This window comes from Rhabdothermincola sediminis (assembly GCF_014805525.1).
Taxonomy (GTDB): Bacteria; Actinomycetota; Acidimicrobiia; order Acidimicrobiales; family Acidimicrobilacustridaceae; genus Rhabdothermincola; species Rhabdothermincola sediminis.
This window is the reverse complement of record NZ_JACFSZ010000011.1, coordinates 21,304-39,032: the sequence shown is the minus strand read 5'-3', so window position 1 is coordinate 39,032 and position 17,729 is coordinate 21,304. Positions and strand designations below refer to the sequence as shown.

Below are 17,729 nucleotides of genomic sequence, written 5' to 3'. Positions count from 1 at the left end.
GCGAGCGCCAGGCGATCAGTCCGACTCAGCCGCGTAGTCCTCGAGCAAGCGGCGACCGATCACCAGCTTTTGGATCTCGTTGGTGCCTTCACCGACGATCATGAGCGGCGCGTCGCGGTAGAGGCGCTCGATCGGGTACTCCGCGGCATAGCCGTTGCCGCCGTGGATGCGCAGCGCCTCCTGGCAGATCTCCCAGCACACCTCCGAGCAGAAGTACTTCGCCATGCCGGCTTCCAGGTCGACCCGCTCGCCGGCCTGCTTGCGGCGGGCGGCATCGAAGCACATCAGCCGTGCTGCCCGGAGCTTGGTGCCCATCTCGGCCAGCTTGAACTGGATCGCCTGGTGCTGGGCGATGGGGCGTCCGAACGTGTGCCGTTGCTGGGCGTAGCGGATGGACTCCTCGAAGGCCCGCCGGGCCACGCCCACCGCCCGGGCCGAGATGTTGATCCGGCCCAGCTCCACGGCCGTCATCATCTGTCGGAAGCCGAGCCCCTCCTCGCCGCCGAGCAGGTTGGCGGCCGGCACCCGGTGGTCGGCGAAGGTCAGCTCGACGGTCTCGACCCCCCGGTAGCCGAGCTTGTGGATGTTGGGGCTGACGGTGATGCCCTCGAAGCGCTCCCCCGGCTCCTTCTCCACCAGCAGCACGCTCATGCCCCGGTGTGGCGGATCGGTGTCGGCGGTCTTGACCAGGGTGACCACCAGCCGGGCCTCGCGCCCGTTGGTGAGCCACATCTTCGTGCCGTTCACGACGTACTCGTCACCATCGCGCACCGCCCGGGTGCGGATGGCCGCGACGTCCGAACCGGCGTCGGGTTCCGACAGCGAGTACGCGGCCCGGATCTCACCCGTGGCCATCTTCGGCAGCAACCGCTCCTTCTGCTCCTCCGTTCCGTAGGTCGTGAGGAGGAAGCAGCCCATGAAGTGGGTGTTCAGGAACCCGCTGACGCTCATCCACCCGTAGGCCAGCTCCTCCACGATCTGGGCGTAGGTGAGCACGTCGAGACCGAGCCCGCCGTAGCGCTCGGGCACGGTGATGCCGAACAACCCGATCTCCTTCATCTGCTCGACCAGCGCTTCGGGGTAGAGGTCGTCGCGGTCGTAGGCGGCTGCGGTGGGAATGATCTCCTTGGCGGTGAACCGGCGCACCACGTCGAGGAGCTCGGCTCGGACCTCGGCGTGGGGGTCGTCTGCGTGAGCGGTCATGGTCGCAGCCTACGGGGAGCTGACATGCCCGTCAGGTGGAAGGTGCGGCACTGAGCGGCGCGAGCCAGAATCAGAACCCGTTCCATTCCTGCCCTTCCCCGAGGAGCCACCGTGCCGCACCCTCCAGCCGATCCGTTCGCCGATCCCGACCTGCCCCATCGGTTCCGCGGGAAGGCCGCCCTGATCACCGGTGCCGCCTCGGGGATCGGGCGGGCCACCGCTCTGCGGCTGGCGGCCGAGGGCGCCTCGGTGTTCTGCGCCGACATCAACGGTGAGGGCGCAGAGGCGACGGCCCGGGTGATCACCGAGCACAGCGGCACCGCCCACGCCAGCGCAGTCGACGTCACCGATCCCAAGCGCTGCCACGCCTTGGTGTCAGACGCCGTGGCGGCCCTGGGCGGGCTCGACGTGCTGTGCAACATCGCCGGCATCGGCGGATCCGCACACACCACCGAGGAGACACCCGAGCGCTTCAACGCCTTCTTCGCGGTCAACGCGGCCGGGCCCTTCTACCTGAGCCAGGCGGCGCTGCCCCATCTCCTCGAGCGCACCGGCAACATCGTGAACCTGGCCTCGACCGCAGGCGTGATCGGGCAGGCCTACTGCACCGCCTACTGCGCGTCGAAGCACGCGCTGGTGGGCATCACCAAGGCGATGGCGATCGAGTACGGCCGCACCGGCCTACGGGTCAACGCGGTCTGCCCGGGTGGGGTGAACACCAACATCCTCGGCGCGTTCACCCCACCGGAGGGAGCGAGCATGTCGCTGATCTCGCGATCGTTCCTCACTCGCGACATGCAAGAACCCGAGTCCGTCGCCGCGCTCATCGCGTACGTCGGCAGCGACGAGGCCTACTACGTGAACGGGGCCGTCCTGACCATCGACGGAGGGACCACCACCGGCTGACCCGACCGTCGGCCGGTCACGGTTGACCCACCGTCTCGTAGGTGCTGAACGCGCCGGGGAACAGTGACTCGACGTACGCCGGCGACAGCGACACGGGCGTGGGATCGTCACCGAACACCCAACGCAGCTGCGCAGTCATGAGGTGATCGATCACTCGGTAGGCGATCTGCGGATCGGGGCTGGACGCGGTACAGCCGTCCTCGCCGAGCTGGAGGATCTGGATCGGAACCGGGATCGACGCCGCGAATCGGGTCAGCCCACCCTGTGCTCGGATTGGCGCGCACAGATCGGTGAAGGCGTTGTGGCCCGCGCCGGCGAGCACCCCCAACGTCTTGGGCGGCGCCAGCCAGGAGAACACCTGCTGCACGCTGGCGAGTGGGATGGCGCCGTCGTCCTGGGCGGCGATGATCATCGAGGGCACGGATGGTGGGGCGAGCTCCGCCAGCCGCTCGGCCAGCGCCGAGCCCTCGAGCAGCGCGGGGCCTCCGGCGTCAGCAGCGTCGCCGGTGCGGGGCAACGGCGGCACGGGCGCTTGACCGATCCAGGTCTGGACCGCTCCTTCCAAAGCCAGCAGACCCGCCGCCCGGCCACCGGCCGAATGGCCGATCGCCGCGACCCGGGCCAGATCGACGGCTCCGAGCAGAGGACCCCCGGTTCGGGTGTTCTCCACCTCGAGGAGAGCCTGGGTGTCGCGCAGGTCCCGCACATCGGGGTCTCCCTGGGTGTCCACCCGACCGAGGGCCACGGCGAGCAGGTCACGCTCCTTGTGCTCGGGCGCGGCCACCACGAAGCCCCACGATGCGAGGTGCTCCGCCTGCTGCGAGGCGATCAGGTTGAACCCCCCGAAGCCGTGGCTGTAGAGCACCAAGGGGAACGGGCCATCGGGGTTGGCCGGAGCATCAAGGTGCGCATCGAGCGGGATCACCGGAGAGAACTCGGGGGGTACCAGCCCACGGACCTGCTCCGGGAGGACCTCCGCGCTGGTGTACGCGGTCACCGGAGTGGTCCCCTCGAGCCGGTCACCGTCGGCGGGATAGAACACCGCCACCTCACGATCGGGCAGCGACAACCGAGCGAACCCGACCGGGTACGGTCCACGGCCCGAATAGTCGACGGGCACGGGCTCCACCACCTGGGACGTGGTGGTCGAGCGATCGAGGCGGTCCGCGCTGCAAGCCGCCACGGCGACCATCGACAACACCAAGCCCACGCTCACCACCGCCGTGGAGGCCACGAGCCGTCGACGACTCGGCCCGCTCATCGCTCACCACCACGTTGCTCGGACTGGCGTGCCGCTGCGTCGAAGATGCTCTTGGCCATGAGTGACTGCTCCTCGGATCGACGGCGGCGGTAGATCTCCGCCCGGACCTCGTGCACGCCTGAGTCGTCGGGCGCGGCGCGCGCCGCCAGCTCGACCAGGTGCGAGGCAAGCCGCGCGTCGCCGGCCTCGGCGAGCGCCAGCGCCCGGGCCGTCACTTGCGATGCACCCCCCGCCAGGTGCACCAGCTCGCAGGCCACGTCGTGATCGGGTGCCGGTTTGAGTCGTGACGGGTCGCCGTCCCACCAGCCGCCGTAGAGCCGCCAGACGTTGCGGACCACGAACTGAGGGTCGTCGTAGACGGGCCGCAGGTAGGGGCGGGCGAGTAGCTCATCCGGCAGGGTGACCGTGTGGATGATGGTGTCGAGCGTCGCGCCTGCATTCATCAGATCCAACGTCTGGTGAACCAGGGACTCGAGGACGGAGGCGGTGTCGTCGAGCACCTGGCTGACCCGTTCCCGACCGCCGACCGGCAGACCGTGCGCGGGAAGCAGCAGCTCAGGCTCCAGCGCCTGCATCCGTCGAAGGGCACGGGCCCACTCCAGCGGGTAGCGCTGCACCTTCTGCGGGTTGCCTGCATTCGGGAAGGCCCAGATGATGAAGTCTCCTACGCAGATCGCGCGATGGCCCGGGATCCACGCCCAGGTGTGATCGTCGGTCTCCCCACGGTCGTGGTGGAGCTCGATCTGCAGGTCACCGACCCGCAGGCCGATCCGGTCCTGGTAGGTGACGGAGGGCTCCACCCAGCGCCGCGGGAATCGGGGCTGGGCCGCCTGCTCGTCGAGCACGCCCGCCCGGCGGAACTGGCGGTCGTTGATGAGGGCGTTGTACCCGTTCGTCAGGTTGTAGCGCCGGAACCGGGCCGGGACCGCCTCGTGGGCCACGACCTCCGGTCGCCTGTCACCGCGAGCCGCGGCTTCCTCCAGGAAGGTGGGCGCACCGCCCACGTGGTCCACGTGCCCGTGGGTGTAGACGATGGTGTGCACCGCGTCGTTCGACCACCGTCTCAGGGCCTCCACCACGGCGCCGGCGAACTGGGGCATCGAGGTGTCGAACAGCACGAGGCCCTCGCCGCTGCCGAAGGCCACGACGTTGGAGAAGGACTCCACCATCGCCACCCCCGGGGTGAGCTCCGACAGCTCGAAGGTCACCCGGGCGGCCGGCCCTGCGACGTCGTGGTCGCCCTCGTCGATGACCCGAGCGGAGAGCGCGAGCAGGTCGGTCATGACGACCGAGCCTACGAGAGCTCGCCCTGCCTGGCAGGTGGGCCGAACAGCCCATGCTCGCTAGACTGCGCACCGTGAGCCTGCAGGAACGCCTCGCGGCCGCAGAGGACGAGCGGCGACGGGCAGCAGGGCTCCCGCCGCTCCGCCGGGAGCCTGCTCGGCCTCACCGGCTCGACCAGCTGCGCAGCTCCCCCGACACAGCTCCACGTCTCGATCTCACCGGCAGCTCCCCAGTGCTCGACCTTCGGGAGCGGATGCCTGAGCAAGTCGAGCCTGCACCGGTCACCGTCCTCCACCCAGCAGGCGACGACCGCATCGTCTGCCCCGTGTGCGGTGGTGAGTCCCGGCTCGACGTGACGGACGTGGTCGGGGGCGTGGACCACTACACCTGCCTCGCGTGCGCACACCTCTTCGAGGTGCAACGGCCCCGCTGAGACAGCCCCGCCGGCAGCGCCCTCAGCGCTCACCGCGAGCGCGCTTCTCCCGGTACATCTGCTGGTCGGCCAACACGAGCAGCTCGTCGGCCGCCGCGCCCGGGTCATGGGTGGTCGCCACCCCGATGCTGGCGTCGACCGTCACCCGCACCCCCTCGACCACCATCGGCGCCGTGATGACCTCCCGCAGCCGCCGGACCAGTGACGCCCGCTCGTCGTCGGTGATCGATTCGCAGACCACGACGAACTCGTCTCCTGCGAACCGAGCCACCGTGTCGGCCGCCCGCACGACCTGGCGCAGGCGCCTCGCCACCTCGACGAGCACCGCATCGCCCGTGCGATGACCATGGGTGTCGTTGATCGACTTGAAGCCGTCGAGGTCGATGAACACCACGCTCACCGCCTCTGCTCCCCGCCGCAGGCGCCCGCACGCCTGACGCACACGGTCATCGAGCAGCAACCGGTTCGGCAGTCCCGTGAGCGGATCGTGGGTCGCCCGGTGCGCCAGCTCCGACTCGGCCCGGCGGCGGTCGGTGATGTCCTCGATGGTGGCGATCCAACCCGTGCGCTGCTCCCCACCGAGCGGCACGAACTTGGCATGGGCCCACCTCGGCCCCTCCCCGCTCGCGACCCGGAAGGTCACCTGTTGGCCGACTCCGAGGGTCACCACGTGTCCGGCCGCGGCCACGACCTCCAAGCGGTCCTCCCGGTCGATGGCCCGCTCCCACCCCCGGCCGCGAAGCTCACTGGCAGGCAGGCCCAGGATCTGCTCGGCGGCCTCGTTGCAGAACACCACCCAGCCGCGGGCGTCCGCGGAGAGGATGCCGAGCGGCAGCGCCTCGGCCAGCGAATGGAACCGGTCGCTGCCGTCAGGGTCCTCCGGGGTGCCGTGCCCGCCGGCCGCTAGCTCGTCGTCGTAGACCTCGCGGACCCGCAGCACCGCACCGCGGAGCACTGGATCACCCTCCGCGTCGATCAACGTCCCTTCGAAGACCCCCCAGGTGCCGTCGGCCCGCTGCACCCGGGAGCGCCAGCTGCGCCCGTAGGCGCCTTCGACCCGAGCTTGCTCGATCGCCTCGAACAGCCCGGGGAGGTCGTCGGGGTGGACGAACTCGCCGATGTGACGACCGCCTTGGTCGTCTGGGTAGCCGAGGGTGACCGCCTCCGATGAGGCGATCAGCCGGCCGTCAGGCGTGAGCAGCAGCAGGAACTCGGTCGCGTAACGGCGAAGGGCCCGCCGGATCTCCTCCGTTGTCGGGGCCGGTCGGCCAGTCTCAGGATGATCCGGTTCCAAGGTCGCCTCCGACCACGCTGAGGGTTGCGGATCGGTCGGTGCCGGGGACGGGCGCGACCGGTCACCTTCCCGTGGGTTCAAGATCGTCGCCGACCGGTCGGTGATTCATAGGTCTCAGGACTCGCTCACGGGGGCCGAACGGCCCTCTCCACCGAGCTTTGACGCCCGCGACGGCCCCGCACGGGCTCCCGAGGCTCGAACGGCGGGCGGCGGCTGGCTCAGCCGCCGCCGAACATGCGCAACCACTCCTGCTCGTTGCGCGGCCGGAACACAAAGTTGAGCCGCCGGGTCTCGCCCATCGACGCGCTCGGCTCGGGCGAGTACAGGTGGCCCGGGAAGAGCAGGGCGTCATCGGGCACCTTGGCCAGCCGCTGGGTCAGGCTCTCGTACAGGGCCCGAGGGTCGCCACCGGGCAGGTCGGTGCGCCCGCACCCCTCCAGGAAGAGCGTGTCGCCCGAGACCAGCCGGTTGTCGACGAAGAAGCATTGGCTGCCCGGCGTGTGACCGGGGGTGTGGATGAGCTGGATCGGGATGTCACCCACCATCACCGTGTCGCCGCTGGAGTGCTCGACCAGATCGGACGCCGACGCCTCGGTCACCCGTTGGACCCACGGTGCTTCCTCGGCCTGCACGTGGATCGGCACCGGCTCCAGCATGAGCAGCTCCCGCACGCCGGAGATCCGGTAGCCCATCATGTCCCCGCCCACGTGGTCGGGGTGGTAGTGGGTCGCCAGGGCGCCGGTGAGACGCATACCATCGGCCGCGAGCACGTCGAGGATGCCACGAATGTCGTAGGCGGGATCGACCACCACCGCCTCGCCGGTCTCCCGGTCGCCGATGAGGTACACGAAGTTGACCATCTGGCGCGCCAGGGGATCGGTGCGGGCGATGTCGCGGCCGGCCAGGAGTTGGCGGAAGTACAAGCGGTCCGAGGCCATGGCGTGCATCGTAGGGTGAGTCCATGGCACACCGTTCGTACGCCATCGTGGGTCTGGGCGCGGTCGGTGGCTTCTACGGCGCCCGGCTGCTGGCCGCGGGTCACGAGGTGCACTTCGTCGCCCGCAGCGACCTCGACCACGTCCGCGAGCACGGTCTGCTGGTGGAGTCGCCCCTGGGTGACCTCCGGTTCGAGCAGGTCTCGGTCCATGGCGCCCCAGATACCGTGCCCCCGGTCGACGTGGTGGTGGTGGCGGTGAAGACCACCGACACCGCGGGCGCCCTCCACGTGGTGCGTGGCCTGGTGGCCGCGAGCGACGATCCGGTCGTCGTCGTGCTCCAGAACGGGCTCGGGGTCGAGGAGGTGCTGGCCCGCGCCCTGCCCGGCACGACCCTGCTCGGGGGGATGTGCTTCCTGTGCTCGAACAAGGTGGGGCCAGGCCACATCCGCCACCTCGACTACGGGCGAGTGACCCTCGGCGAGCATCGTGACGATGGCGAAGCGGCCGGGATCGCCGGCGCGGTGCAGGCCGTGGCCGACGACCTCGCCGGCGCGGGGGTGCCGGCGGTACCCATCGAGGACCTGGTCGAGGGACGGTGGCGGAAGCTGGTGTGGAACGTTCCCTTCAACGGCCTGTCGGTGGTGCTCGACGCCGGCACCGACGAGCTGGTGGCACACCTGCCGACCCGACGGCTGGTGACCGAGCTGATGTACGAGGTACTCGACGGCGCGGCGGCGTGCGGGAAGGACATCGACCGGTCGTTCGCCGAGCAGATGCTGGCCGACACCGAGCGCATGCGACCGTACGCGCCGAGCATGAAGCTCGACTTCGAGGCCGGCCGGCCGATGGAGCTGGACGCGATCTATGCCGCGCCGCTGGCTGCGGCCCGGGCCGCGGGGCGCGACCTGCCTCGGGTGTCGATGCTGCACGACCAGCTCCGGTTCCTCGACCGAGCAGCACCTCCGCCCCGCTCCCCCTCCCTTCCCCTCCACTGAACCGTTCATCGCAGCGCGGCCGCTGACCGCGCTGCGATGAACAGTTCGGAGGAGGTCGTCGCGCTACGCGGTGGTGGTGCTGCCCTGAGCGCGGAAGTGCGTTCGCCAGGTGGCCTTGAACGCCGCGTCGAAACGCTCGTAGGTGACCCGGAGCCGCTGGCCGGGCCAGTCAGCGGGGAGCAGCTCCTCCGGCAGGAGCGGATCGGCGAGGAGGTGCCGCAGCACCGCGGCGGAGACCACGAACGCGTCCCGCAGCTGGCTGGCATCGCCTCGCTCGAGCCGGGGGAGGTGCCGGCGCAGCTCGCGCTCGAGCCGGGTGGCGGTCGCGGCCCACCCGTCGAGGTCCCACAGGCGTGCGGCAAGAGCCCCGGGGTCGCCACCGGGGCGGGCCGAGAAGCGGGTGCACTGCTCGGCGACGATGGCCGCCGCCTCCGGCGCGCGGCGGGGGTGGAGGTTGTCCGGGCGCAGCCACACGCCTTCGCGGAGCTCTGCCAGGTGCAGCCGCCGCATGGCGTCCCGCAGCTGCCCGCGGGTGGCGGCGTCGCGCCGCTCCCTCCCGGGGACGACGGCCAGCTCCCAGCTACCGGTCCACCGGCGCCGGTCACCCCGACGGCTGGCGTCCTGGCGAGCCTGCCGTTCGAGGAGCGCACCGGCCAGGCGGTACGCGCCATCGACCGCTTCGAGCTCGCCGGCCGCGAGCATCCGGGAGATCGCGGTGCGAACCGTCCCCTCGGTGATGCCGAACAGCTCGCCGGAGCGCACGAGGAGGCGGCTGGGCAACTGCGGGGGGTGGGTGCCGAGCAGCGTGCTGGCGATGACCGAGCGAGCGGTGAGAGGCCGGTTGGCGCCGAGCTGCTCCACGAGACCGGGAGCGTACCGGTCAGTGCCCGGGATTACGGATTTGGATTACCTGATCAGATTATGTAATATCTCGGTCGTGAGCGCCGCCACGATCGACCTCCCGCAGCATCGAGCCGAGGACATGGTCCCGGTCCCCGACCTGCTCCCGGACGTGCTTCCCACCGAGCGGCTCACGGCCAGTGGCATGCCGGTCCCCCGGTTGCGCGAGGAGCTCCGCCGCATCCCGAATGTCCGCAACGCCCTCAACGTGGCCTCGGTGTGGCTCCAGTCGGTCGGTCTGCTGACGCTGGCGTGCTGGGTCACGGTGCGGCTGCCCTTGGGGGCGGCACTGGTGGTATGGGTGGCCACGTTCCTGCTCATGGGTCGGGCGTTCGCGCTGTTCGCGATCCTCAGCCACGAAGCGGCGCACCGACTGCTGTTCAAGCGCAAGCAGGTCAACGACCTGGTGGGCCAATGGCTGCTGGCCTACCCCGCCTTCGTGCCGTTCCACGCCTACCGGCGGGGTCACTTCGCTCACCACAAGGACGAGATGGGCCCCAACGAGCCCGATCTCAACCTCTACCTCGGCTACCCCATCACCCGGGCGTCGATGCGCCGCAAGCTCACCCGCGACGCCATCGGGATCTCGGGTTGGAAGAACCTCAAAGGCTTGCTGCTCGCCTTCCGCAGCGATCAGGCCCGCCCGGTGGCCATCCGGATCGTCGCCGTGCAGGTGGTGCTGTTCGCCGGCCTGTGGCTCGCGTCCGGGCGGTGGTGGCTCTATCCGCTGTTCTGGCTGGCGCCGTGGATGACCGTGTGGCGGGTGATCAACCGGCTGCGCTCCATCGCCGAGCACGGGGGGATGACCCGCTCGAAGGACCGGCGGATGACCACCCACGTGGTGCGCCAGTCGTGGATGGCCCGGTTCTGGATGGTGCCGTTCAACACCGGCTGGCACCTGGCCCACCACGTCGACATGGGCGTGCCGTTCCAGCGGCTCCCGGCACTGCACCGGGTGCTCGTGGAGGAGGGCTGGGTCACCGAAGAGCTGAAGTATCCGAGCTACCGGGCCCTCTGGCGAGCGCTGTCGTCCCGCCCGCCCGCGGCCTGACCCGCATCGGGATCAGCTGGCGTCGTTCGGGAGCTCGCCTCCCGGGCCGTCGTCGGAGCTGGTCCGGCGCCGGGGCGGCTCGCCGCCGTGAGAGTCATGGTCGTGGTCGTGGCGATGCCGCCAGCGCTCCTCCGCGATGGAGGTGACCTCGCGCAGTGAGCGACCCGTACGCCGGGCGACCCGCACCGCGTCGTCGTGTTCGACCTTGACCCGCCCCGCGCCCACCTTCACCCGCACCGGATAGCCGTCGACGTCGACCTGTGAGGTGAGGCGGGCGAGTGGCCAACGCTCCATGGTCCGGCCCCGCACGCCGAGCGATCCCGTCTCCCGGGCCAGAACCCGGGCCACCTGCTCACCGAGCGACGGGTCGGCCAGCGCGCTGACCTGGTGCGCAGGCCGGCCCTTCTTCATCAGGATCGGTGTCACCCAGGCATCGTGCGCCCCGGCCTCGAGCAGGGCGGACACCGCGTGGGCGAGCTGCTCACCGGTGGCGTCGTCGACGTTCGTCTCGAGGAGCACGACCGGCTGGCCGGGATCGAGCACCGACCGGCGGTCGCCGACCACCACCTGCACCAGGTTGGGCCGGTCGTCGAGCTCCACCGTCCCCGCCCCGAAACCGGTGGCCGTGACGGTCATGGGCGGCAGGGGACCCCACTCGCTGGCCAGCGCGGCCAGGAGCGCGGCACCCGTCGGGGTGGTGAGCTCGCTGGCCACGTTCAGGCCGTAGGTGGGCGCACCCTCGAGCAACGCGGTCACCGCGGGGGCGGGGTTGGGGAGCAGCCCGTGCGCGGTGCGCACCATGCCGAGACCGTGCGCCACCGGGCTGGACGCGACCTCGTCGACGTCGAGCAGCTCGAGCGCCGCGCAGGTGCCGACCACGTCGACGATGGCGTCGATGGCGCCGACCTCGTGGAAGTGCACCTGCTCGGGCGGGCGCCGGTGGAGGCGGCCTTCGACCCGGGCCAGGGCATCGAAGGCGGCGAGTGCCCGCCGGCGCACCCGCTCGGGGAGGCGAGCCTCTTCGATCAGCGCGCGCACGTGGGCCGCGGTGCGCACCACCGTGGTCTCCTCCGCGTGCACGTGAATCTTGGTGCCGGCGATACCGCACCGGGTCACCGGCTCGGCCTCGAGGACCCACCCGCCCACGGGGAGCCGCTCGCAGATGGCCCGCACCTCGGCGATGTCGGCACCAGCGTCGACGAGCGCGCCCATGGCCATGTCACCGGCGATACCCGAGAAGCAGTGGAACCAGGCGACCTCAGACACGGGTGGTCACCGCGGAGGGAAGGAGGCGCACCACCGCACAGGCCGCACCGAAGCCGTTGTCGATGCCCACCACCGTGATCCCGGAGGCGCATGAGGCCAGCATGCTCAACAGCGCGGTGACCCCAGCGAGGCTCGCCCCGTACCCGACGCTGGTGGGCACCGCCACCACGGGTGCGGCGGTGAGCCCGCCGACCACGCTCGCCAGCGCACCCTCCATGCCGGCCACCACCACGACCGCGTCCGCGGCCGCGAGCTCCTCGAGGGCGTCGAGGATCCGGTGCAGGCCGGCCACGCCCACGTCGCTGATGCGCACCGGCCGGAAGCCGTGGGCAGCGAGGGTGCAGGCGCACTCGTCCGCGACGGGCTGGTCGGCGGTGCCGGCGGTGACGACCACCACTCGCTCGGAGCGCTCAGCCGCAGGCCGCCACACCACGGTGGCGCGGGTGCGCGCCCCGCCGGGGTTGGCAGCCAGCGCAGCCGTGGCCTGCTCGTCGTCGGCGCGGGAGAGGATCACCGGCGACGAGCCGGGCTGCGCCAGTAGCTCGGCCACGATCGCGGCGCACTGCTCGGGGGTCTTGCCCGGTGCGTAGACGGTCTCGGCCATGCCGAGCCGAAGCGTCCGATGGTGGTCGACGCGTGCAAACCCCAGGTCGGCGAACGGCAGCCGGCGCAACACGGCCACCGCGTCGTCGGAGGTCATCTCCCCCGAGCGCACCGCGTCCAGCATCTCCCTCAGGGCCGCTTCGTCCACGTCACTATCCTGCTCGTTCGTGGACGACGCCGCCGCATCTCCCCCGCCGCTGGCCGCAGACATGGCGTCGTTGCGGGTCGGCTACCTCGGGCCCGCGGGGACCTTCACGGAGGAGGCGCTGCGCACCCAGCCCGACCTGCTGCAGGCGCAGCTGGTGTCGATCGGGTCCATCCCCGAGGTGTTGGCGGCCACCTCCTCCGGTGAGGTCGACGCGGGGTTCGTGGCCATCGAGAACGCCATCGAGGGCTCGGTGAACGTCACCCTCGACACGCTGGCCTTCGAGGCCGAGCTGCTGATCCAGCGCGAGGTGGTGATCGCGGTGGACCTGTGCCTGCTCGCCCGGCCGGGGGTCAAGATCGACGACGTCAAGACGGTGGTGTCGTTCCCCCACGCCACGGCGCAGTGCCGCCTGTTCCTCAACCGGCACCTGCCCGGCGTGCAGACCCAGGCCTCCAACTCCACCGCCGACGCGGCCCGCTCGCTGGCGGAGGACGGCGACGAGCGCACCGCGGCGATCGGCACCGCCCGGGCCGCGGAGGTCTACGGGTTGGAAGTGCTGGCGTCGAACATCGCCGACCACCCGGAGAACGCCACCCGGTTCGTGGTGGTGGCTCGTGAGGGCATCCCGCCGCGCACTGGACATGACAAGACCTCGATCGTGGTGTTCCAGCGCGCGGACGTCCCGGGGAGCCTGCTGTCGATCCTGCAGGAGTTCGCGGCCCGGGCCATCAACCTGTCGAAGCTGGAGTCCCGGCCTACCAAGCGCGGGCTCGGCGACTACTGCTTCCTGATCGATCTCGAGGGCCACATCGACGACGAGCTGGTGGCCGATGCGCTGCGGAACCTCAAGAGCAAGCAGCACGACGTGAAGTTCCTGGGGTCGTACCCCGCGGCGGGCGAGCACGGCCCCGAGGTCCGGCGTGAGGCGGAGGTGGCCTGGCGAGCGGCGGACGAGTGGGTCGCCGCCCTGCGGGCCCAGGTCCGCCGGTGATGCCGGCGCAGGTAGGGTCGTGCCCGGAGGGATGGCAGAGCGGACGATTGCGACGGTCTTGAAAACCGTTGAGGGGCAACCCTCCGGGGGTTCGAATCCCCCTCCCTCCGCCAGCCGAACCTCGGGCTCGCCACTCGCCGGTGATCGGCCCGTGTGTACGATGCGTACCCGCGACGAGGAGAGGTGCCGGAGTCTGGTCGATCGGGCCTCCCTGCTAAGGAGGTGAGGGTTCACGCCCTCCGTGGGTTCAAATCCCACCCTCTCCGCTCCCACCGGGTCCCGCCGATCGGACGGGGCCCGGTTGCGCGTCCGGCGGGCGTCTGTCGACCCGGCCGTGGCGGTCGTGGGCCCTCCGTCGGCCACGCCGCCCCTCGCCGAGCTCGGCCACGGTCCGTAGGTCGGAAGGCCTACGTGTCCACGCTGTGACCAAGGTCACCGGCCGAAATATTGCAGAACGATTGCGATTCCGCCGATTCTGTTACGGACGACGAACCATACGGCCCGTGCTCGGGCACGCCGGCTGGATTGACTGCAGACGAGTACTGCAGGCGAGTGCACCGCACCGACCACCAACCGGCTCCCTCACCGCCCGCACCGAGCGCCCGTTCGCCCCGCCCCCGGCTCCCCCTCGTGGATCCCCTCGTGCCGACGGCAGGACGCCCGGCGCGCCCGGGAGCACAGGCCCGGGAAGGAGAGACGCCGAAATGATGAAGATTGCCTGGGTCCCCAAGATCGCGCTCGCGGTGGCGGTGCTGATCGCCGCCGCCGCGTGCACGCCCGAGGAGCTCAAGCAGTGGTACCGGGACAACGGCATCGACTACAGCCAGTGGACCGAGGCCGAGATTGAGCAGCAGGCCATCGAGGTCACCAAGTACTGGGACCGCAAGTTCGCCCAGCTCGCCGAGCTGAGCAAGTACAACCACGTGCTGAGCGACCAGCAGCTCGCCAAGCTGCGGTGGTGCGAGTCGGGCGGCAACTACGCCGCCATCGGCGGCCGAGGCGCGTTCCGGGGTGCGTACCAGTTCACCATCAGCACCTGGAACGCCACCGCGGCCCGGCACTTCCCCTGGTTGGTCGGGGTGGATCCCATCTGGGCGTCACCGGAGGAGCAGGACGCCATGGCCCGGGCGCTGTGGTCCACCAACGGACCCCGGCCGTGGCCGGTGTGCGGCTACCGGGTCTGACCTGATCGGTCGACCGCGGCGGCGGGCCCGGCGACGGGCCCGCCGGCCGTCGGTGACACACGGTCGCATCCCAAGCGGACCGAGCCGACGCACGGGCCTGAGGCGAGCGGGCGGGCGGGCGGGACGCCGGGTGGTTCCGTGCCGCGGGGTCCCGTACACTCGGCGTCCCTGCGCTCGTAGCTCAATTGGACAGAGCATCTGACTACGGATCAGAAGGTTGGGGGTTCGAGTCCCTCCGAGCGCGCAGGAAGTCCCTGGTCAGCGGCCTGATCGGGGGCCGCGGCTCCAGACCCAGTACGTCACCAAGGCCTTCTGCAGCATCGTTCGCTGCTGAGGGTTGCTGGCGCGGAAGGGAGCGGGGCTCACCCTCGTCCTCGAGGGAGACCGCCCGGATGCCGACAGGCGGGCGGTCGCGCGCGGTGGGGCTGTCACGGGTGCGGCGCCCGGCGTCACCGCCGCGTCCCTCTACCTCGACGAGACGTTCCGCGAGGTCTGTGGCGACCTCGTCCGGGTCTCGCTTCCCGAGCGAGCCGCCGAGGGCGAGGAGCTCATCGACCTCACGGCCCCGCGGTTACTGTCCCCGTCCTAGGCACTCGTGGACGACGCCGGGCCCCTGCCCGACAGAGCTGTGCTCGTCCGCGTCCTCGGTCCTGTCGAGTTCGACGGCGCGCCGCGGGCGGTGGACCGCCGCCAGTCCGGGGAGCTGGTCGTCCACCTCGCGCTCCATCCCCGCGGCGTGGACGAGCAAGCGCTGAAGACCGCATTGTGGCCCGACGCGTTGCCGGGCACGCACCCCTTCAACCAGGTCCTCAGCCCGGCGCGTGTCTGCCCGGGCAACGCCCCAACGGCAGCCACTACCTCCCGCGCCTCGCGGACGGCCGGTACCGGCCCAACTGTCCACCGACGGGTCGGCGCTCGCCGCTCGCAGCGCGCTCTCCAGCCGGTCGGCATCTGTCGTGACCCACTGCGGTCGACGCCCGTCCCGCTGCCCGATCCACCGGCCGCCCCGGCGGCTGGCAGGAGGAACGCTCGCTTGCCACAGCCCAGGTCGACGACCCGGCGCCGGGCTCGATGTGGACGCCGCTACCCCGCCAGATCGCCCGGGGGGGCGGTGATCCCCGTCACGTGGACGATCTTCTCCCGGGCGCGCTCGCCGCGCAGGATGCTGACCGCCGACCGCCGCACACCCAGCCGCTCAGCCAGGTAGCGGACCAGCTCGGCGTTGGCCTGCCCCTCGACCGGCCGGGCTGCGACCCGCACCCGTAACCGGCCCTCAGTCACACCGATCACCTGCGACCGGGCGGCGCCGGTCGTGACCCGCACCGCGACCGTGATGCCGTCACCCCTCGCCTCCCACCAGGTGTGCCCCACCGACTCGCCCCGCACGCCCTTGCGCTTCAACCGTGACGCGAACACCACGTCACCTCCCCGAGGGATCCGCCAGCGAGACCCCGACCCGGTCACCACCCACCGTACCGGTCGCCACCGCGCAGTGCCCGAAAGCGTGTGAGCGCCACTTCGCCCGCCCCCCGGTGGAGAACCACGGACCGACCGACCCCTACACTCCGGACGTGCCTGCCACGTCCGCCACTGCCGAATCGTGGGACGCGGTGGTGGTCGGGTCCGGCCCGGGAGGGCTGACCGCCGCCGCCTGCCTGGCCGCCACCGGGCATCGGGTGCTCGTCCTCGAGCGGCACGACCTCGCGGGCGGCAACGCCCAGGTCTTCCGCCGGCACCACAACGGCGCCGAGTTCGAGTTCGACGTGGGCGTGCACTACCTGGGCGATTGCGGACCCGGGGGACTGTTCCCGAGCATCTTCGCCGCCCTCGGTGTCGGCGACCGGATCCGGTTCCGCCCGCTCGACTCCGACGGCTTCGACACGTTGCGCTTCCCCGACCTGGAGCTCGCCGTCCCGGCTGGATGGGAGGCGTACCGGGACCGGCTGATCGCCGCCTTCCCCACCGAGCGAGCCGGAATCGAGCGGTGCCTCGACATCCTCCGGCAGGTGGCCGAGGAGTCCCGCTCCCGGCTGCTCCCAGGAGCGGAGACGCCGACTTTCGATGAATGGGCGTTCCGCCCGCTCGCCGATCTGTTCGACGCGTGCGAGCTCACCCCTCGCTCCCGCGCCGTGCTGGACCACTGGTCCGGGTTGTATGCCGGACCCCCGTCCGCCACCGCGGTCGCCATGCACGCGGCGATCATCGACCACTACATGAGGGGCGCCTACTACCCCGAAGGTGGAGGCCAGGTGATCCCCGCCAGGCTCACCCAGGTGATCGAGGCCAACGAAGGGGAGGTCCGCACCCTCGGCTCGGTGGAGCGGATCATGGTCGAGGAGGGTCGGGTCCGGGGCGTGCGCCTCGCGGGGGACCACGTCGTGACCGCGCCGATCGTGATCTCCAACGCCGATCACTCCCGCACCGTGCTCGAGCTGGTCGGCCGCGAGCACTGGGAGCCGGCCACGGTCCACTGGGTCGAGCACGCGACGATGACGGTCGGTCTGGTGTGCGTGTACGTCGTGGTCGACATCGACCTCACCGACCGGCCCAACACCAACTACTTCGTCTTCCCGTCCTACGACGTGGAGCGCCTCTACGAACGGCTCGACGGCGGGGTGCTCGACCTCGACGACATCTTCGCCTACGTCGCCATCGCCTCGCGCAAGGACCCCGGCAACGCGCATCTCTGCCCACCCGGCCACACCAACTTCCAGATCATGACCCTCGCACCGCGGGGCTACGGGTTCTGGGGGATCGAACGCGGGCCTGCCGAGGGCGGCCGGTACCGCCGCGACGAGACCTACCGCCAGCGCAAAGCGCAGCTCACTGAGCGGCTGCTCGATCTGGCCGAGGAGGTGCTCGGCCCCTTCCGCGACCACATCGTGCACCTCGAGACCGCCACGCCCATCACCCACGAGCGCTACACCCACTCCACCGGTGGCACCAGCTACGGCTACCTGCACTCACCGGACCAGAGCGGCACGAACCGTCCGCACCATCGCACGGAGATCGAGGGGCTGTGGCTGGTGGGCGCCGGTACCACCGAGGGACACGGCATCGCCGGCACGATGGTCGGTGGGGTGAACTGCGCCGGGGAGATCCTCGGGCGGCCGCTGCTGGTCGAGATGATGATGGGCACCCGGCTCGTCGAACCCGAGTCGCTGCCACCGGATCCGGACGACTTCGACCCGGTCGAGCAGTGCCGGGGCCGAGTCCTGCGCGAACGGCGGGCGGAAGGGCGAAGGGCCAGGGCCCAGACCGGCTCCTGAGCA

17 protein-coding genes and 3 tRNA genes are annotated in these 17,729 nt (G+C 71.0%); 11 read left to right on the top strand and 9 right to left on the bottom strand.

The window, feature by feature from the left end:
* Nucleotides 1-15: 15 nt before the first annotated feature.
* The gene (locus HZF19_RS10335; RefSeq protein ID WP_208028696.1) at nucleotides 16-1,203 is read right to left on the bottom strand and encodes an acyl-CoA dehydrogenase family protein; all 1,188 of its coding nucleotides are present in this window, start codon (nucleotides 1,201-1,203) and stop codon (nucleotides 16-18) included.
* Between the two features lie 111 nt (nucleotides 1,204-1,314).
* Here HZF19_RS10335 and HZF19_RS10330 point away from each other — a divergent pair, with 111 nt between their 5' ends.
* Nucleotides 1,315-2,109, top strand: a complete 795-nt coding sequence (locus HZF19_RS10330; protein WP_208028695.1) for an SDR family NAD(P)-dependent oxidoreductase — start codon at nucleotides 1,315-1,317, stop codon at nucleotides 2,107-2,109.
* 16 nt (nucleotides 2,110-2,125) lie between these two features.
* On the opposite strand, the gene HZF19_RS10325 is transcribed toward HZF19_RS10330, so the two are convergent.
* Together HZF19_RS10325 and HZF19_RS10320 are read right to left on the bottom strand one after the other, a co-directional pair.
* Nucleotides 2,126-3,370 carry an alpha/beta hydrolase family protein gene (locus tag HZF19_RS10325; protein ID WP_208028694.1) on the bottom strand — a complete coding sequence of 415 codons (1,245 nt, stop codon included), beginning with the start codon at nucleotides 3,368-3,370 and terminating at the stop codon, nucleotides 2,126-2,128.
* Nucleotides 3,367-4,653, bottom strand: coding sequence for an alkyl sulfatase dimerization domain-containing protein (locus tag HZF19_RS10320; RefSeq protein WP_208028693.1), 1,287 nt, complete (start codon nucleotides 4,651-4,653; stop codon nucleotides 3,367-3,369). Before HZF19_RS10320 ends, HZF19_RS10325 begins: the two co-directional genes overlap by 4 nt.
* A gap of 74 nt (nucleotides 4,654-4,727) precedes the next feature.
* Here HZF19_RS10320 and HZF19_RS10315 point away from each other — a divergent pair, with 74 nt between their 5' ends.
* Complete coding sequence (locus tag HZF19_RS10315; protein ID WP_208028692.1) at nucleotides 4,728-5,087, top strand: hypothetical protein; 360 nt, start codon at nucleotides 4,728-4,730, stop codon at nucleotides 5,085-5,087.
* Between the two features lie 22 nt (nucleotides 5,088-5,109).
* On the opposite strand, the gene HZF19_RS10310 is transcribed toward HZF19_RS10315, so the two are convergent.
* Together HZF19_RS10310 and HZF19_RS10305 are read right to left on the bottom strand one after the other, a co-directional pair.
* On the bottom strand, nucleotides 5,110-6,381 hold the full coding sequence (locus HZF19_RS10310) for a diguanylate cyclase domain-containing protein (RefSeq protein ID WP_208028691.1): 1,272 nt from the start codon (nucleotides 6,379-6,381) through the stop codon (nucleotides 5,110-5,112).
* Nucleotides 6,382-6,599: 218 nt separating this feature from the next.
* Nucleotides 6,600-7,319: an MBL fold metallo-hydrolase gene (locus HZF19_RS10305; protein WP_208028690.1), complete on the bottom strand. Its 720-nt coding sequence runs from the start codon at nucleotides 7,317-7,319 to the stop codon at nucleotides 6,600-6,602.
* A gap of 23 nt (nucleotides 7,320-7,342) precedes the next feature.
* On the opposite strand from HZF19_RS10305, the gene HZF19_RS10300 reads away from it, so the two are divergent.
* Complete coding sequence (locus tag HZF19_RS10300) at nucleotides 7,343-8,314, top strand: putative 2-dehydropantoate 2-reductase (RefSeq protein ID WP_208028689.1); 972 nt, start codon at nucleotides 7,343-7,345, stop codon at nucleotides 8,312-8,314.
* Between the two features lie 63 nt (nucleotides 8,315-8,377).
* Here HZF19_RS10300 and HZF19_RS17145 read toward each other — a convergent pair whose 3' ends face one another.
* Nucleotides 8,378-9,175, bottom strand: coding sequence for a PaaX family transcriptional regulator C-terminal domain-containing protein (locus HZF19_RS17145; protein WP_208028688.1), 798 nt, complete (start codon nucleotides 9,173-9,175; stop codon nucleotides 8,378-8,380).
* Nucleotides 9,176-9,215: 40 nt separating this feature from the next.
* On the opposite strand from HZF19_RS17145, the gene HZF19_RS10290 reads away from it, so the two are divergent.
* Entirely contained in the window at nucleotides 9,216-10,265 is a 1,050-nt protein-coding gene (locus HZF19_RS10290; RefSeq protein WP_208028687.1) for a fatty acid desaturase family protein, read from the top strand.
* Between the two features lie 12 nt (nucleotides 10,266-10,277).
* Here the strand turns inward: HZF19_RS10290 and larC are convergent, their stop codons facing one another.
* Complete coding sequence (gene larC / locus HZF19_RS10285; protein WP_208028686.1) at nucleotides 10,278-11,531, bottom strand: nickel pincer cofactor biosynthesis protein LarC; 1,254 nt, start codon at nucleotides 11,529-11,531, stop codon at nucleotides 10,278-10,280.
* Complete coding sequence (gene larB / locus HZF19_RS10280) at nucleotides 11,524-12,282, bottom strand: nickel pincer cofactor biosynthesis protein LarB (protein ID WP_208028685.1); 759 nt, start codon at nucleotides 12,280-12,282, stop codon at nucleotides 11,524-11,526. Before larB ends, larC begins: the two co-directional genes overlap by 8 nt.
* A gap of 19 nt (nucleotides 12,283-12,301) precedes the next feature.
* Here larB and pheA point away from each other — a divergent pair, with 19 nt between their 5' ends.
* The 6 genes from pheA (at nucleotide 12,302) to HZF19_RS10250 (ending at nucleotide 15,046) form a co-directional block, all read left to right on the top strand.
* On the top strand, nucleotides 12,302-13,273 hold the full coding sequence (pheA, locus tag HZF19_RS10275) for a prephenate dehydratase (protein ID WP_208028684.1): 972 nt from the start codon (nucleotides 12,302-12,304) through the stop codon (nucleotides 13,271-13,273).
* Nucleotides 13,274-13,298: 25 nt separating this feature from the next.
* Nucleotides 13,299-13,386, top strand: a tRNA-Ser gene (locus HZF19_RS10270).
* 64 nt (nucleotides 13,387-13,450) lie between these two features.
* Nucleotides 13,451-13,539: transfer RNA gene (locus HZF19_RS10265), tRNA-Ser, on the top strand.
* 438 nt (nucleotides 13,540-13,977) lie between these two features.
* A complete protein-coding gene (locus HZF19_RS10260) occupies nucleotides 13,978-14,457 on the top strand; it encodes a transglycosylase family protein (RefSeq protein WP_208028683.1) in 480 nt (159 codons plus the stop codon).
* A 170-nt stretch (nucleotides 14,458-14,627) separates the two neighbouring features.
* Nucleotides 14,628-14,701 (top strand) — tRNA-Arg (locus tag HZF19_RS10255).
* 93 nt (nucleotides 14,702-14,794) lie between these two features.
* Nucleotides 14,795-15,046, top strand: coding sequence for a hypothetical protein (locus HZF19_RS10250; protein WP_208028682.1), 252 nt, complete (start codon nucleotides 14,795-14,797; stop codon nucleotides 15,044-15,046).
* Between the two features lie 494 nt (nucleotides 15,047-15,540).
* Here HZF19_RS10250 and HZF19_RS10245 read toward each other — a convergent pair whose 3' ends face one another.
* The gene (locus HZF19_RS10245; RefSeq protein WP_307781201.1) at nucleotides 15,541-15,876 is read right to left on the bottom strand and encodes a DUF167 domain-containing protein; all 336 of its coding nucleotides are present in this window, start codon (nucleotides 15,874-15,876) and stop codon (nucleotides 15,541-15,543) included.
* A gap of 152 nt (nucleotides 15,877-16,028) precedes the next feature.
* Between HZF19_RS10245 and HZF19_RS10240 the strand changes: the two genes are divergently transcribed.
* On the top strand, nucleotides 16,029-17,726 hold the full coding sequence (locus tag HZF19_RS10240) for a phytoene desaturase family protein (RefSeq protein ID WP_307781200.1): 1,698 nt from the start codon (nucleotides 16,029-16,031) through the stop codon (nucleotides 17,724-17,726).
* Nucleotides 17,727-17,729 lie beyond the last annotated feature (3 nt).

Excerpts from the sequence above, each read along its gene's own strand:
- HZF19_RS10335 (WP_208028696.1), bottom strand. The coding sequence starts at position 1,203 with ATGACCGCTCACGCAGACGACCCCCACGCCGAGGTCCGAGCCGAGCTC.
- HZF19_RS10325 (WP_208028694.1), bottom strand. The coding sequence starts at position 3,370 with ATGAGCGGGCCGAGTCGTCGACGGCTCGTGGCCTCCACGGCGGTGGTG.
- HZF19_RS10320 (WP_208028693.1), bottom strand. The coding sequence starts at position 4,653 with ATGACCGACCTGCTCGCGCTCTCCGCTCGGGTCATCGACGAGGGCGAC.
- HZF19_RS10305 (WP_208028690.1), bottom strand. The coding sequence starts at position 7,319 with ATGGCCTCGGACCGCTTGTACTTCCGCCAACTCCTGGCCGGCCGCGAC.
- HZF19_RS10300 (WP_208028689.1), top strand. The coding sequence starts at position 7,343 with ATGGCACACCGTTCGTACGCCATCGTGGGTCTGGGCGCGGTCGGTGGC.
- HZF19_RS10260 (WP_208028683.1), top strand. The coding sequence starts at position 13,978 with ATGATGAAGATTGCCTGGGTCCCCAAGATCGCGCTCGCGGTGGCGGTG.